The sequence below is a fragment of the Pseudomonas violetae genome (genome assembly GCF_023072615.1).
GTDB classification, from domain to species: domain Bacteria; phylum Pseudomonadota; class Gammaproteobacteria; order Pseudomonadales; family Pseudomonadaceae; genus Aquipseudomonas; species Aquipseudomonas violetae.
Genome location: NZ_JAKNRW010000009.1, coordinates 102,767 through 117,704 on the forward strand (window position 1 = coordinate 102,767; position 14,938 = coordinate 117,704).

The window sequence follows — 14,938 nt, forward strand, 5'->3', positions numbered from 1 at the left end:
GCAATCACAACGACCTTGTGGGAGCAAGCCAGCTCCCACAAGGACTGTAAGCTCCAAAGGATTTGCGATGAGCAATAACGCGTCTTTCACGCCGCCCAGCCTGCTGCTCAGCACGATCGGCCTGTCGCTGGCGACCTTCATGCAGGTGCTCGACACCACCATTGCCAACGTGGCGCTGCCGACGATTTCCGGCAACCTGGGCGTGAGTTCGGAGCAGGGCACCTGGGTCATCACCTCGTTCGCGGTGAGCAATGCGATCGCCTTGCCGTTGACTGGCTGGCTCAGCCGGCGATTCGGTGAGGTGAAGCTGTTTCTCTGGGCGACCATCCTGTTCGTTATCGCCTCCTTCCTGTGCGGAATTTCCACCTCGATGCCGGAGCTGATTCTGTTCCGGGTAATCCAGGGGTTGGTAGCGGGGCCGTTGTACCCGATGACGCAGACGTTACTGATTGCGGTCTATCCCCCTGCGAGGCGCGGCATGGCCCTGGCGTTGCTGGCGATGGTCACGGTGGTGGCACCGATTGCCGGTCCCATCCTCGGCGGCTGGATTACCGACAGCTACAGCTGGCCGTGGATCTTCTTCATCAACGTACCGATTGGCATCTTCGCGGTGATGGTAGTGCGTCAGCAACTTAAGGCGCGCCCGGTGGAGACCAGTCGCCAGCCGATGGACTATGTCGGCTTGATCAGCCTGATCATCGGCGTGGGTGCCTTGCAGGTGATCCTCGACAAAGGCAATGACCTGGACTGGTTCGAATCCAACTTCATCATCATAGGTGCGGCCATTTCGGTGATCGCCCTGGCGGTGTTCATCATCTGGGAAATGACCGACCAGCACCCGGTGGTCAACCTGCGCCTGTTTGCCCACCGCAACTTCCGTATCGGCACGATAGTGCTGGTGCTGGGGTATGCCGGGTTCTTCGGGATCAACCTGATCCTGCCGCAGTGGCTGCAAACCCAGATGGGCTACACCGCGACCTGGGCCGGGCTGGCGGTGGCGCCGATTGGTATCCTGCCGGTGATCCTGTCGCCGTTCGTCGGTAAGTATGCGCACAAATTCGACCTGCGCCTGCTGGCCGGCCTGGCGTTTCTGGCGATTGGCCTGAGCTGCTTCATGCGCGCTGGTTTCACCAACGAAGTGGACTTCCAGCACATCGCCCTGGTGCAGTTGTTCATGGGGATTGGCGTGGCGCTGTTCTTCATGCCGACGTTGAGCATCCTCATGTCCGACCTGCCACCGAGCCAGATCGCCGATGGCGCCGGGCTGGCCACCTTCCTGCGCACCCTGGGTGGCAGCTTTGCAGCATCGCTGACCACCTGGATCTGGATTCGCCGGGCGGATCAACACCACGCCTACATGAGTGAAAGCATCAGCACCTACGAGCCCGCGACCCGTGAGGCGCTCAATGCCTTGGGAGGCCCGAGCAACCCTGCCTATGCGCAACTCGATCATGTGCTGACCAGCCAAGCGTACATGCTCTCCACCGTGGATTACTTCACGCTGCTGGGGTGGGGGTTTATGGGGTTGATACTGATCGTGTGGCTGGCAAAACCGCCGTTTGCCGCGAAGGCGGGGCCTGCGGCTTCTGGTCACTGATAAAACCCATCCTGTGGGAAAACACCAACCCCTGTGGGAGCGAGCCTGCTCGCGATAGCGGATGATCATTCAACATCTTTGTTGACCGATCTGACGTTATCGCGAGCAGGCTCGCTCCCACAGGGGGCGTGTTCAATCGTTAAACCGAAGGTGCGGCCAATTGTGGTGGCGGGACAAATTCGAACGGGGCCAACGCAAACCCGTTCTCATCCACCTGCAACGCCCAGCCCTGTCGGTCCCAATCCCCCAGCACAATGCGCCGGGCCGCCTGCTCACCAATTTGCAATTTGTGTATGGCAGGACGGTGAGTATGGCCGTGGATCAGGGTTTTTACCCCGTATTGCTGCATCACCCGCGGTACTTCCTCGGGGGTCACATCAACAATGTCATTGGCCTTCATGCGAGTCTGTGCCCGGCTTTCGCTGCGTAACTTGCGGGCCAGCCTGTGCCGGGTGCTCAGGGGCAGGTGACGCAGGATAAACAGGGTGACGGGATTACGCAGATAGCGACGCAGCTTCATATAGGCTTCGTCGCGGGTGCACAGGCTGTCACCGTGCATCAACAGCACCGGCTCGCCTGCGAGTTGCACGACGCTCGGGTCTTTCAACAACGTGCAGCCGGCCTGTTTGCAGAAGGCCTGGCCGAGCATGAAGTCGCGATTACCGTGCATCAGAAAAATCGCCGTGCCACTGTCGCTGAGATCGCGCAGGGCCTGGCAGATGGAGCGCTGGAACGCGGTCATGGCATCGTCGCCAATCCACGCTTCGAAAAAGTCGCCGAGGATGTACAACGCATTCGCCGAGTGGGCGCGCCCGGCGAGCAAATCCAGAAACGCCCGGGTAATGTCCGGGCGCTCCTCTTCCAGATGCAAGTCTGAAATCAGTAGTATCACTCAATGATCTCGGCTTTCTCGATGATCACGTCGTCTGCTGGAACGTCCTGGTGGCCGGACTTCATGGTGGTGGAGACACCTTTGATCTTGTCGACTACTTCTTCGCCGGCAACTACCTTGGCGAATACGGCGTAACCCCAGCCCTGGGTGGTCTTGGCGCTGTGGTTGAGGAAGCTGTTGTCAGCCACGTTGATGAAGAACTGCGCGGAAGCCGAATGCGGCTCCATGGTGCGGGCCATGGCGACGCTGTACTTGACGTTCGGCAGGCCGTTGTCGGCTTCGTTCTGGATGCTTGGGCGCTTGTCTTTCTTTTCTTTCATGCCTGGCTCGAAACCGCCGCCCTGGATCATGAAGTTACCAATGACGCGGTGGAACACGGTGTTCTCGTAGTGGCCGGCCTTGACGTATTCGATGAAGTTGGCAACGGTGAGCGGTGCCTTTTCAGCGTTCAGTTCCAGGACGATGTCGCCATGGTTGGTGGTCAGTTTGACTTGGGTCATGAGCGGTACTCTTCTAATAAATTCGTGGGTTCAGGGGCGCCAGCGCCCTTAACCGGTCCGGCCAACAGCAGCCAAGGTGCGCAGTTTAGCGCGACAGGCGTTAATTTCGAGGCAGTTTTTCAAAACAGGTGCATTAAAGGCACCTGATTTGGGGCCTGCTCTGTCAGCAGCTTGGCGGCATCGGCTATGATAGCGGCTTTGTTTTGTCAGGCCCTGTCTGCGGCCGCGCACTTGTACGTTCAAGGATCCTATGAGCAAGCCCACTGTCGAACCTACCTCGAATTCCAAGACCGGCCCAGCCGTGCCGGCCAATTTCCTGCGCCCGATCATCCAGGCGGACCTGGACTCGGGTAAGCACACGCAGATCGTCACCCGTTTCCCGCCTGAGCCCAACGGCTACCTGCACATCGGCCACGCCAAGTCGATCTGTGTGAACTTCGGCCTGGCACAGGAATTCGGTGGGGTCACGCACCTGCGCTTCGACGATACCAACCCGGCCAAGGAAGACCAGGAATACATCGACGCGATCGAAAGCGACATCAAGTGGCTGGGCTTTGAATGGTCCGGCGAAGTGCGCTACGCCTCGCAGTATTTCGACCAATTGCACGACTGGGCCGTCGAACTGATCAAGGCCGGCAAGGCCTACGTCGATGATCTGAGCCCGGACCAAGCCAAGGAATACCGCGGCACCCTGACCGAGCCGGGCAAGAACAGCCCGTTTCGCGATCGCTCCGTGGAAGAGAACCTCGACTGGTTCGCGCGCATGAAAGCCGGTGAATTCCAGGACGGTGCACGGGTACTGCGGGCCAAGATCGACATGGCCTCGCCGAACATGAACCTGCGCGACCCGATCATGTATCGCATCCGCCACGCTCATCACCACCAGACCGGTGACAAGTGGTGCATCTACCCCAACTACGACTTCACCCACGGTCAGTCGGACGCCATCGAAGGCATCACCCATTCGATCTGCACCCTGGAATTCGAAAGCCACCGTCCCCTGTACGAGTGGTTCCTCGAGCACCTGCCGGTACCGGCCCATCCGCGCCAGTACGAATTCAGCCGCCTGAACCTGAACTACACCATCACCAGCAAGCGCAAACTCAAGCAGCTGGTGGACGAAAAGCACGTTCATGGCTGGGACGACCCGCGCATGTCCACGCTCTCGGGCTTCCGCCGCCGTGGCTACACGCCGAAATCGATCCGCAACTTCTGCGATATGGTCGGCACCAACCGTTCCGACGGCGTGGTTGACTTCGGCATGCTGGAATTCAGCATTCGTGACGACCTGGACCACAGCGCCCCGCGCGCCATGTGCGTGCTGCGTCCTTTGAAAGTCGTGATCACCAACTACCCGCAAGGCCAGGTCGAGAACCTCGAACTGCCGTGCCACCCGAAAGAAGACATGGGCGTGCGCGCCCTGCCATTCGCCCGGGAAATCTATATCGACCGTGAAGACTTCATGGAAGAGCCGCCAAAAGGCTACAAGCGCCTGGAACCCAACGGCGAAGTGCGCCTGCGCGGAAGCTACGTCATTCGTGCCGACGAAGCGATCAAGGACGCCGATGGCAACATCGTCGAACTGCGTTGCTCCTACGACCCCGAGACCCTGGGCAAGAACCCTGAAGGCCGCAAGGTCAAAGGTGTGGTGCACTGGGTGCCGGCCGCGGCCAGCGTCGAATGCGAAGTGCGCCTTTACGATCGCCTGTTCCGCTCGCCGAACCCTGAAAAGGCCGAAGACAGCGCCAGTTTCCTGGACAACATCAACCCTGACTCGCTGCAAGTTCTCACCGGTTGTCGTGCCGAGCCTTCGCTGGGCAATGCACAGCCTGAAGACCGTTTCCAGTTCGAGCGCGAAGGTTACTTCTGCGCGGATATCAAGGATTCGAAACCAGGTCATCCGGTGTTCAACCGTACCGTGACCTTGCGTGATTCGTGGGGCCAGTGATTCAAGGAATCGACTAAAGTGCTATCGATCTACAACACGCTCACCAAGAGCAAAGAAGTGTTCAAGCCGCTGGATGGCAACAATGTGCGCATGTACGTCTGCGGGATGACCGTGTATGACTACTGCCACATTGGCCACGGCCGCAGCATGGTCGCGTTCGACCTGGTGACCCGCTGGTTGCGGTTCAGCGGTTACAACCTGACTTACGTGCGCAACATCACCGACATCGAAGACAAGATCATCAACCGGGCGCGGGAAAACGGTGAGCCGTTCGACGCGCTAACCGAACGCATGATCACCGCGATGCACGAGGACGAGGCGCGCCTCAACATCCTCAAGCCGGACATGGAACCGCGCGCCACGGATCACATCCCGGGCATGCTGAGCATGATCCAGACCCTGATCGACAAGGGCTACGCCTACGCCCCGGGCAATGGCGATGTGTATTACCGCGTCGCCAAGTTCATGGGCTACGGCAAGCTGTCGCGCAAGAAGATCGAAGACCTGCGCATCGGCGCCCGAATTGAAGTCGACGAGTCGAAACAGGACCCGCTGGACTTCGTGCTGTGGAAGGCCACCAAGCCGGGCGAGCCAAGCTGGCCTTCGCCGTGGGGCGACGGTCGTCCGGGCTGGCACATCGAGTGCTCGGTTATGTCCACCTGCTGCCTGGGTGAGACCTTTGACATCCATGGCGGCGGCAGTGACCTTGAGTTCCCGCACCACGAAAACGAAATCGCCCAGAGCGAAGCGGCCACCGGCAAGACCTACGCCAACGCGTGGATGCATTGCGGCATGATTCGCATCAACGGCGAGAAGATGTCCAAGTCCTTGAACAACTTCTTCACCATTCGCGATGTGCTGGAAAAGTACCACCCGGAAGTCGTGCGTTACCTGCTGGTGTCGAGCCACTACCGCAGCGCCATCAATTACTCGGAAGACAACCTCAAGGACGCCAAGGGCGCCCTGGAGCGTTTCTACCACGCGTTGAAAGGCCTGCCGAGCGTTGCTCCGGCTGGCGGCGAAGCCTTTGTCGAGCGTTTCACCCAGGTGATGAACGACGACTTCGGCACGCCGGAAGCCTGTGCGGTGCTGTTCGAGATGGTGCGCGAGATCAACCGCCTGCGCGAGAGCGATTTGAACGCAGCGGCCGGTCTGGCTGCCCGTTTGAAAGAGCTGGCCAGCGTGCTGGGAGTGTTGCAGCTGGAAGCTGATGACTTCCTGCAGGCCGGTGCCGAAGGGCGCGTGGATGCAGCCGAAGTCGAGGCGTTGATTGCCGCGCGGCTGGCGGCGCGTGCCGGTAAAGACTGGGCCGAATCCGACCGCATCCGTGACCAGCTCACCGCTATGGGCGTGGTGCTGGAAGACGGGAAGGGTGGGACGACCTGGCGTCTGGCTGACTGATTGCTGTGCTTGCTACAAACAAAACCCGCCTTGTGCGGGTTTTTGTTTTTCGGGTAGCTGCATGTCTGTTGGCGCCAGTCGAACACCGCCGGTGCGGTTCACCTGTCATTCAGCCTGACGCAGCCGCTTGTAGAGGGTATTACGGCTTACTCCGAGCCTGCGGGCCAGATGCGAAATATTCCCCCCCAGCGCCTGCAACTGCCGATTCAACTCCTCCACATCATTCAAATCCACCGCCAACGGTTCATCCAATTCAACCGGCTCCATCTCCAGATCGACAAAAAAATCATCCGGCAAATGCTCCGGCCGCACCGGCTGCTCTTCGGCCATCGCCAATGCCACCTGCATCACGCTGCTGACCTGGCGCAAATTCCCCGGCCACGGGTGGCGACCAAACAACTCCAGCACCTCACGACTCAAACCCGCCCATTGCGAAGGCTCACGATGCTGTTCCCACAACCGCTTGAACAGCTCCCGCTTGTCACTGCGTTCTCTCAAGGGCGGCAACTCCAGGGTCAAGCCGCCGATGCGGTAGTACAAATCTTCGCGAAAACGGCCCAACTGCACCTGCTCGCGCAACGAGCGGTTGGTCGCCGAAATAATCCGGATATCCACCGGGAACAATTCACTGCTGCCCACCGGTTGCACGCAACGCTCCTGCAACACCCGCAATAGCCGAGCCTGGGTGGGCAGCGGCATGTCACCGATTTCATCAAGGAACAGGGTGCCTTTGTCGGCTTTGCGGATCAGCCCGATGCTGCCTTTCTGGTTGGCGCCAGTAAACGCGCCTTTCTCGTAGCCGAACAGTTCCGACTCCACCAGTTCGGCGGGGATTGCTGCACAGTTCACCGCGATAAACGCTTGTTTACTGCGGGAGCTGGCCTGATGCAATGCCTTGACGAAGACCTCCTTGCCCACTCCAGTCTCGCCGTGGATCAGCAGCGGAATGTCCTTTTCCAGCAACCGCTCGGCCTGGCGCACGGCTTTCTCCACCCGGCTGTCGCCAAAGTGCAAGGTATTAAGACTGATGGCAGCCGATGACGCTGCTGGCTGCTCGACGAATACCCGAGCCTTGATCGGCACCTGTTTGGGTCGTTTCAACAGGCATTGAAAGCGATTGCGTCCCGAGGTTTGCAGGGCAAACGGCAAGTCATCGGGCTGATTCAACAGCTCCAGTAATGACACCTTGAACAGGCTCTCGATGCTCACTCGCGACAGGCTGATGCCGAGCAGATTGTCAGCCCGTCGATTGGCCGAAAGCACCTGGCCGGTCTCATCAAAAATCAGCAACCCGGCCCACTGGCTGTCGAGGTTGTTCAAACCGGTGTTGAAGGTCAGTTGAAAGTGCTGGCCGTGGAACAGGTTGAGAATCAGCCGGTTTTCCACGGTCTGACTCATCATCTTGACCATGCCTAAGGTGTGTGACGGCGGCAGGTAGCTGTCACTGGACACATCCAGGACCGCGATCACTTTACGCTCGGCATCAAAGATCGGCGCTGCGGAGCCGGTCATGAAGCGGTTGGCCTTGAGAAAGTGCTCATCGTGTTCGATATGCACCGCCTGCTCACAGGCCAGCGCGGTGCCAATTGCATTGGTCCCGCTGCAGCGTTCCACCCAGCTGGCTCCAGCGCTGAAACCTCGGGTCAATTTCGGCTCGATAAATCGCTGGGTCCCCCAGGATGTCAGCACCTGGCCCTGGTTGTCGGCGAGCAGGATCAGGCAGTTGGAGTTGCTGAGGATGTTCTCGTAGTAGGGCAGGACTTCCTGGTGGGTGGTCTGCACCAGCGAATGCTGGCTCTCCAGGAGTTGCGCAATGCCTGCGGCCGGCAACTGATCGAATGCCGGGATGCTTTGGTGATTGAGGCCAAACGCCCGGCACCTGGACCAGGAGTCCTGGATGATGGCGTCGTGGGAGAGCGGCAAGGCGGGTGCGGCCATGGCAGTCGATCTCTGAGCAAAGCTTTTATTGTTTTTATAGGTATTCCCCTTGTGGGAGCGAGCCTGCTCGCGATGAGGGCGTGCCAGCCGACATGAATGCTGGCTGACCTCACGCTATCGCGAGCAGGCTCGCTCCCACAGGTTGCGTATCTCAGGCCTTCGTCGCGGAAGGTAAAAAGCATTCATAGAGTGTTGTTCACTATTGTTCATTGTCAACCAGCCAGCTGTTCAATTGTTCACTCGCAGTTGTTCATTTCTGTTCAGCATCGAAATTCGGCCCGTCGAGATTTCAACGTTTTTCCCGATGGAACAACAACTTGCATTTCCTGGCACGAAACTCGCTCTACAGCCTGGGTCGCTTGACTCCAATAATAAAAAGGCCGAGCCATGTCATTAACCCTGGAGCACGTCAGCCGCACCGTCGAGGGCCAGACCTGGATCGACGACGCGTGCCTGAATTTCGAACCCGGTTCTTTCAACGTTCTGCTTGGTCGCACGCTTTCCGGCAAAACCAGCCTGATGCGCCTGATGGCTGGCCTGGACAAGCCCGACAGCGGGCGCATCCTGATGAACGGCGTCGACGTCACCCAGCGCCCGGTTCGCCTGCGCAACGTGTCGATGGTCTATCAGCAGTTCATCAACTACCCGACCATGACCGTATTCGAGAACATCGCCTCCCCCTTGCGCCAGGCAGGGGTGTCCAGGGAGCTGATCGAGAGCAAGGTTCAGGAAACGGCGAAGATGCTGCGCATCGAGAAGTTCCTCCAGCGCTATCCACTCGAACTCTCTGGCGGCCAGCAACAACGCACTGCCATGGCTCGTGCCCTGGTCAAGGACGCCGAACTGATCTTGTTCGACGAGCCGCTGGTCAACCTCGATTACAAGTTGCGAGAAGAGCTGCGCCAGGAAATGCGCGAGCTGTTCAAGGCCCGACACACTATTGCGATTTACGCCACCACCGAACCCAATGAAGCGTTGGCGCTGGGTGGCACCACGACCATTCTTCACGAAGGCCGGGTGATCCAGAGCGGCAAGTCGTCCGAGGTCTATCACCAGCCGCAGAGCGTATTGGCGGCCGAGCTGTTCTCCGAGCCGCCGATCAACCTGATGCCGGGGCGCATTGCCGGCAATGAAGTGAGCTTTGCCAACTTTGTGCACTTCCCGCTCAACGTCGACCTGCGTCAGGTCGGTGAGGGTGAATACCGATTTGGCGTGCGGCCCAGCCATATTTCGCTGGTGCCGAGCAATGACGATGACCTGGAACTTGCGGTATCGGTCGAGGTGGCGGAAATAAGTGGATCGGAAACCTTCCTGCACGTGCGTAACGAACATTTCCTGCTGGTGCTGCACTTGCCCGGGGTTCACGAATACGACGTCGACGCGCCGATTCGCATCTATATCCCGACCCATAAACTGTTTGTGTTCGATGTGCAGGGCCGCTTGGTCCAGGCACCGGGACGGCGTATCGCGAGGGTTGCCTGATGGCTGAGATCCGTTTGCAGAACCTTGCCCACAGCTATACCCGCACGCCCAGCGGCCCCGGGGACTACGCGATCCGCGAAATGGATCACATCTGGGAGCAGGGTGGCGCCTACGCATTGCTCGGCCCCTCGGGTTGCGGCAAGTCGACCTTGCTCAACATTATTTCCGGCCTCCTCAGCCCGTCCCAAGGCCAGGTGCTGTTTAACGGAAAAGTGGTCAACGACCTGACCCCGGAGAAGCGCAACATCGCTCAGGTGTTCCAGTTTCCGGTGGTCTACGACACCATGACGGTGTTCGACAACCTGGCCTTTCCGTTGCGTAACCAGGGCATGGCCGAAGCGAAAATTCACAGCAAGGTGCAGGAGATCGCCGAAGTCCTCGACCTGCAGGCGTTACTGGGAAAGAAGGCGCGCAACCTCACCGCTGATGAAAAACAGAAAGTCTCCATGGGTCGCGGGCTGGTTCGCGATGACGTCTCGGCGATCCTGTTCGATGAGCCGCTGACGGTGATCGACCCGCACTTGAAGTGGAAGCTGCGGCGCAAGCTCAAGCAGATCCATGAGCAGTTCAACATCACCATGGTCTACGTCACCCACGATCAACTGGAGGCCTCGACTTTTGCCGACAAGATCGCAGTGATGTATGGCGGCCAGATCGTGCAGTTCGGTACGCCGAGGGAACTGTTCGAGCGGCCGAGCCATACTTTTGTCGGCTACTTCATCGGCAGCCCTGGGATGAACCTGATCGACGTGCAGCCGCAGCCGGGGGGTGTCGGGTTTGCCTCGACCCACCTTCCGTTGTCCGAAGCGCAACAGCAGCGTATCGCCGAATCCGAATGGCACACCCTGAAGGTTGGCATCCGTCCGGAGTTCATCCATGTGTGGGACGAGCCGTTCGATGACGCGATGCAGGCGCAAGTCGTACACGTCGAGGACCTCGGCACCTACAAGATCATGACCTTGAACCTCGACGGCGCACCGCTGAAAGTGCGCCTGGCCGAAGATAAACCGGTGCCGCAAGGCACTGCTTTCATCAGTTTTCCGGCCCAGTGGTTGATGGTCTACGCCGATGACTACCTGCTGGAGACGCAGCCATGAACAAGGTGCAGAACAACAAGGCCTGGTGGCTGGTGTTGCCGGTATTCCTGCTGGTGGCATTCAGTGCCGTGATCCCGATGATGACCGTAGTGAACTATTCGGTGCAGGATATCTTTGATCAATCCAGCCGCTATTTTGTCGGCGCCGAATGGTACAAGCAGGTGCTGCTGGATCCGCGGCTGCATGACTCGTTGCTGCGCCAGTTCATCTACTCCGGTTGTGTGCTGCTGATTGAAATCCCTTTGGGCATCGCCATAGCCCTGACCATGCCGACCAAGGGGCGCTGGTCGTCGCTGGTACTGATCATCCTGGCGATACCGTTGTTGATCCCGTGGAACGTGGTGGGCACCATCTGGCAGATCTTCGGCAGGGCCGACATCGGCCTGCTGGGTTCGAGCCTCAACGCCATGGGCATCAGCTACAACTATGCCGCGAACACCATGGACGCCTGGGTCACCGTGCTGGTGATGGACGTCTGGCACTGGACTTCGCTGGTGGCGCTGCTGTGCTTTTCCGGCCTGCGGGCGATCCCGGACGTGTACTACCAGGCGGCACGGATCGATCGGGCCTCGGCCTGGGCGGTGTTCCGCCATATCCAGCTACCCAAACTGAAAAGCGTACTGCTGATCGCGGTGATGCTGCGCTTCATGGACAGCTTCATGATCTACACCGAGCCGTTCGTGCTGACGGGCGGTGGTCCGGGTAATGCCACCACCTTCCTCAGCCAGACCCTGACGCAGATGGCGATCGGCCAGTTCGACCTCGGCCCGGCTGCGGCTTTCTCGCTGGTGTACTTCCTGATCATCCTGTTGGTGTCCTGGCTGTTCTACACCGCCATGACTCACTCTGACGCCAACCGCTGAGGTCTGCCATGAGCAAAAGAAAGCTGATTCCGTTGCTGATCTACATCCTGTTCCTGCTTGTGCCGATTTACTGGCTGCTGAACATGTCCTTCAAGAGCAACACCGAAATCCTCAGCGGCCTGACCCTGTTTCCGCAGGATTTCACCTTGGCCAACTACAAGGTCATCTTCACTGACCCGGCCTGGTACACCGGCTACCTCAACTCGCTGTATTACGTGAGCCTGAACACGGTGATTTCCCTGAGCGTGGCGCTGCCGGCGGCCTATGCGTTCTCGCGTTATCGCTTCCTGGGCGACAAGCACCTGTTCTTCTGGCTGCTGACCAACCGCATGGCCCCCCCAGCCGTTTTCCTGCTGCCGTTCTTCCAGCTGTATTCCTCGATTGGTCTGTTCGATACGCACATCGCCGTGGCCCTGGCGCACTGTCTGTTCAACGTGCCGCTGGCGGTGTGGATACTTGAAGGCTTCATGTCCGGGGTGCCCAAGGAAATCGACGAAACGGCCTACATCGACGGCTACAGTTTTCCCAAGTTCTTCGTGAAGATCTTCATCCCGCTGATCGGCTCGGGGATCGGTGTCACCGCCTTTTTCTGCTTCATGTTTTCCTGGGTCGAGCTATTGCTGGCGCGCACCCTGACCTCGGTGAACGCCAAGCCCATTGCGGCGGTGATGACCCGCACGGTTTCCGCCTCCGGTATCGACTGGGGCGTGCTGGCGGCGGCAGGAGTACTGACCATCCTGCCGGGCATGCTGGTGATCTGGTTTGTGCGCAACCACGTGGCCAAGGGCTTTGCCCTGGGCCGGGTATAAGGAGCTGATGATGGAATGGATGAGCTGGACTGTCCCCACCGCGGCGTTTTTCATCGTCATCGGCCTGATCCTGGTGGGCATGACGACTTGGGAACTGCGTTCGCCGAGCGTTCTTCGTCGGGGTTTTTTACCGATTGCCACCACCCGTGGCGATCGGCTGTTTATCGGTCTTCTCGGTAGCGCTTACCTGCATTTGCTGGTGATTGGCGCAACCGACTGGAGCATCTGGGTAGCGTCCGCGTTGTCCCTGGTGTGGCTGTTGGCTGTGATGCGCTGGGGCTAGTCGACATCGCTCGGCAAAGTTGCTCCAAAACTCAAACAGGAGGTCTCTATGTTCGACAAAAACAATAAGCTGCGACATAGCGTTTCATTGGCAGCCATGCTGGCACTCAGCGGGTTGAGCGCTGCGGCCTGGGCCGATGCCTATGAAGACGCCGCGAAGAAGTGGATTGGCAGCGAGTTCAAACCGTCCACGCTGACGCCAGAGCAGCAGCTCGAAGAACTGAAGTGGTTCATCAAGGCTGCCGAACCGTTTCGCGGGATGAATATCAAAGTGGTCTCGGAAACCCTGACCACCCACGAATACGAGTCCAAGGTATTGGCCAAGGCCTTTACCGAGATCACCGGGATCAAGCTGACCCACGACCTGCTGCAGGAAGGCGATGTGGTGGAGAAGCTGCAAACCGTCATGCAGTCGGACAAGAGCATCTATGACGGTTGGGTCAACGACTCGGATTTGATCGGTACACATTTCCGCTACGGCAAGACTGAATCAATCACAGACCTGATGGCCAACGAAGGCAAGGACTTCACCTCGCCGACCCTGGACATCAAGGATTTCATCGGTATCTCCTTCACAACCGCTCCGGACGGCAAAATCTATCAACTGCCAGACCAACAGTTCGCTAACCTCTACTGGTTCCGCGCCGACTGGTTTGAGCGCCCGGACCTGAAAGCCAAGTTCAAGGAAAAGTACGGCTATGAGTTGGGCGTACCAGTGAACTGGTCGGCTTATGAAGACATCGCCAAGTTCTTCAGCGAAGACGTCAAGGAAATCGACGGCAAGCGGATCTACGGGCACATGGACTACGGCAAGAAAGACCCGTCCCTGGGCTGGCGCTTCACCGATGCCTGGTTCTCCATGGCCGGTGGCGGCGACAAGGGGATCCCCAATGGCTTGCCGGTGGACGAGTGGGGCATCCGCGTCGAGGACTGTCATCCGGTCGGTTCCAGCGTGACCCGTGGCGGCGACACCAACGGCCCGGCAGCGGTTTATGCGACGCAGAAATACGTCGACTGGATGAAGGCCTACGCACCACCTGAAGCGGCGGGCATGACGTTCTCCGAATCCGGGCCGGTGCCGTCCCAGGGCAACATCGCCCAGCAGATTTTCTGGTACACCGCCTTTACCGCCGACATGACCAAACCGGGCTTGCCGGTAGTAAACGCCGACGGCACGCCGAAATGGCGCATGGCTCCGTCGCCACGTGGGCCGTACTGGGAAGAGGGCATGAAGCTGGGGTATCAGGATGTGGGGTCCTGGACGTTCATGAAGTCGACGCCTGAAAAACAAAAACTCGCGGCCTGGCTGTACGCGCAGTTCGTGACCTCGAAAACCGTTTCGCTGAAGAAAACCATCGTCGGCCTGACGCCTATTCGCGAGTCGGACATCAACTCGCAAGCCATGACCGACCTCGCGCCTAAACTCGGCGGCCTGGTGGAGTTCTATCGCAGCCCGGCCCGTGTGCAGTGGACCCCGACCGGGACCAACGTACCGGACTATCCACGCCTGGCACAACTGTGGTGGAGCCACATTGCCGAAGCGGCCAGCGGCGAGAAAACCCCGCAACAGGCGCTGGACGGTTTGGCCAAGGATCAGGACGCGATCATGACCCGGCTCGAGCGCTCCAAGGCACAGCCGGTGTGCGGGCCGAAGATGAACCCGGAGCGGGATGCGCAGTACTGGTTTGACCAGCCGGGTGCGCCGAAGCCGAAACTGGCGAACGAGAAGCCCAAGGGCGAAACCGTGAACTACAACGAACTGCTGAAATCCTGGGCGGATGCGCGTAAGTAAACGGCAGGACCTTAAAATACGAACGGCACCGCAAGGTGCCGTTTTTGTTAGTGCCTGGCTCATCGCTATCGCTGGCAAGCCCGCTCCCACAGGTATTGCGTCAGTCGCAGTAGGTGCATACACCACGAGTCATTGTGGGAGCGGGCTTGCCCGCGAAGAGGCCATCCCATGCGCCCAATTTCTCTAGCCGAACAAACATCTGTCAGAAACGCTGATCGCTGAGTTGGCTAACCGCCCGGAACATAAATCTTATTCGTGGGAGCCTTCGAAATCTTCATGTATGTCATCAGACAGAGGGGCGTCGCACTCTTCGGGAAGCTTTTTAGTCTGCCTATTG

The 14,938-nt window shown here is 59.1% G+C and carries 12 protein-coding genes; 9 read left to right on the forward strand and 3 right to left on the reverse strand.

The genetic code is table 11. The features are described from left to right. Positions 1-67 precede the first annotated feature (67 nt). On the forward strand, positions 68-1,597 hold the full coding sequence (locus L9059_RS13895) for a DHA2 family efflux MFS transporter permease subunit (protein WP_247291600.1): 1,530 nt from the start codon (positions 68-70) through the stop codon (positions 1,595-1,597). A gap of 139 nt (positions 1,598-1,736) precedes the next feature. Here L9059_RS13895 and lpxH read toward each other — a convergent pair whose 3' ends face one another. Together lpxH and L9059_RS13905 are read right to left on the reverse strand one after the other, a co-directional pair. Continuing rightward, positions 1,737-2,489, reverse strand: a complete 753-nt coding sequence (lpxH, locus tag L9059_RS13900) for a UDP-2,3-diacylglucosamine diphosphatase (protein ID WP_247291601.1) — start codon at positions 2,487-2,489, stop codon at positions 1,737-1,739. Continuing rightward, positions 2,486-2,989 (reverse strand): peptidylprolyl isomerase, encoded by a 504-nt coding sequence (locus tag L9059_RS13905; RefSeq protein WP_162440763.1) that lies wholly within the window; start codon positions 2,987-2,989, stop codon positions 2,486-2,488. Before L9059_RS13905 ends, lpxH begins: the two co-directional genes overlap by 4 nt. 250 nt (positions 2,990-3,239) lie before the next feature. Between L9059_RS13905 and L9059_RS13910 the strand changes: the two genes are divergently transcribed. Both L9059_RS13910 and cysS read left to right on the forward strand, forming a co-directional pair. Beyond that, positions 3,240-4,937: a glutamine--tRNA ligase/YqeY domain fusion protein gene (locus L9059_RS13910; protein ID WP_247291602.1), complete on the forward strand. Its 1,698-nt coding sequence runs from the start codon at positions 3,240-3,242 to the stop codon at positions 4,935-4,937. 18 nt (positions 4,938-4,955) lie between these two features. Then, positions 4,956-6,338 carry a cysteine--tRNA ligase gene (gene cysS / locus L9059_RS13915; RefSeq protein ID WP_247291603.1) on the forward strand — a complete coding sequence of 461 codons (1,383 nt, stop codon included), beginning with the start codon at positions 4,956-4,958 and terminating at the stop codon, positions 6,336-6,338. Between the two features lie 105 nt (positions 6,339-6,443). Here the strand turns inward: cysS and L9059_RS13920 are convergent, their stop codons facing one another. Further along, a complete protein-coding gene (locus tag L9059_RS13920) occupies positions 6,444-8,276 on the reverse strand; it encodes a sigma-54-dependent Fis family transcriptional regulator (protein WP_247291604.1) in 1,833 nt (610 codons plus the stop codon). A 387-nt stretch (positions 8,277-8,663) separates the two neighbouring features. On the opposite strand from L9059_RS13920, the gene L9059_RS13925 reads away from it, so the two are divergent. From L9059_RS13925 to L9059_RS13950, 6 genes are read left to right on the forward strand one after another with little or no spacing between them, the layout of a single operon-like run. Continuing rightward, the gene (locus L9059_RS13925; protein WP_247291605.1) at positions 8,664-9,758 is read left to right on the forward strand and encodes an ABC transporter ATP-binding protein; all 1,095 of its coding nucleotides are present in this window, start codon (positions 8,664-8,666) and stop codon (positions 9,756-9,758) included. Then, positions 9,758-10,855: an ABC transporter ATP-binding protein gene (locus L9059_RS13930; RefSeq protein ID WP_247291606.1), complete on the forward strand. Its 1,098-nt coding sequence runs from the start codon at positions 9,758-9,760 to the stop codon at positions 10,853-10,855. Before L9059_RS13925 ends, L9059_RS13930 begins: the two co-directional genes overlap by 1 nt. After that, positions 10,852-11,718 (forward strand): carbohydrate ABC transporter permease, encoded by an 867-nt coding sequence (locus tag L9059_RS13935; protein ID WP_247291607.1) that lies wholly within the window; start codon positions 10,852-10,854, stop codon positions 11,716-11,718. The genes L9059_RS13930 and L9059_RS13935 overlap by 4 nt, the downstream gene beginning before the upstream one ends. 8 nt (positions 11,719-11,726) lie before the next feature. Further along, on the forward strand, positions 11,727-12,527 hold the full coding sequence (locus L9059_RS13940) for a carbohydrate ABC transporter permease (RefSeq protein WP_045062323.1): 801 nt from the start codon (positions 11,727-11,729) through the stop codon (positions 12,525-12,527). Positions 12,528-12,537: 10 nt separating this feature from the next. Continuing rightward, positions 12,538-12,810, forward strand: a complete 273-nt coding sequence (locus L9059_RS13945) for a DUF2160 domain-containing protein (RefSeq protein WP_247291608.1) — start codon at positions 12,538-12,540, stop codon at positions 12,808-12,810. A 48-nt stretch (positions 12,811-12,858) separates the two neighbouring features. After that, entirely contained in the window at positions 12,859-14,601 is a 1,743-nt protein-coding gene (locus L9059_RS13950; protein WP_247291609.1) for an ABC transporter substrate-binding protein, read from the forward strand. The last annotated feature ends 337 nt before the right edge of the window (positions 14,602-14,938 follow it).

What these genes read in the sequence shown, in the direction of transcription:
- L9059_RS13895 (WP_247291600.1), top strand. Translation starts at nt 68, where the DNA reads ATGAGCAATAACGCGTCTTTCACGCCGCCCAGCCTGCTGCTCAGCACG.
- L9059_RS13905 (WP_162440763.1), bottom strand. Translation starts at nt 2,989, where the DNA reads ATGACCCAAGTCAAACTGACCACCAACCATGGCGACATCGTCCTGGAA.
- L9059_RS13910 (WP_247291602.1), top strand. Translation starts at nt 3,240, where the DNA reads ATGAGCAAGCCCACTGTCGAACCTACCTCGAATTCCAAGACCGGCCCA.
- L9059_RS13920 (WP_247291604.1), bottom strand. Translation starts at nt 8,276, where the DNA reads ATGGCCGCACCCGCCTTGCCGCTCTCCCACGACGCCATCATCCAGGAC.
- L9059_RS13925 (WP_247291605.1), top strand. Translation starts at nt 8,664, where the DNA reads ATGTCATTAACCCTGGAGCACGTCAGCCGCACCGTCGAGGGCCAGACC.
- L9059_RS13930 (WP_247291606.1), top strand. Translation starts at nt 9,758, where the DNA reads ATGGCTGAGATCCGTTTGCAGAACCTTGCCCACAGCTATACCCGCACG.
- L9059_RS13935 (WP_247291607.1), top strand. Translation starts at nt 10,852, where the DNA reads ATGAACAAGGTGCAGAACAACAAGGCCTGGTGGCTGGTGTTGCCGGTA.
- L9059_RS13940 (WP_045062323.1), top strand. Translation starts at nt 11,727, where the DNA reads ATGAGCAAAAGAAAGCTGATTCCGTTGCTGATCTACATCCTGTTCCTG.
- L9059_RS13945 (WP_247291608.1), top strand. Translation starts at nt 12,538, where the DNA reads ATGGAATGGATGAGCTGGACTGTCCCCACCGCGGCGTTTTTCATCGTC.
- L9059_RS13950 (WP_247291609.1), top strand. Translation starts at nt 12,859, where the DNA reads ATGTTCGACAAAAACAATAAGCTGCGACATAGCGTTTCATTGGCAGCC.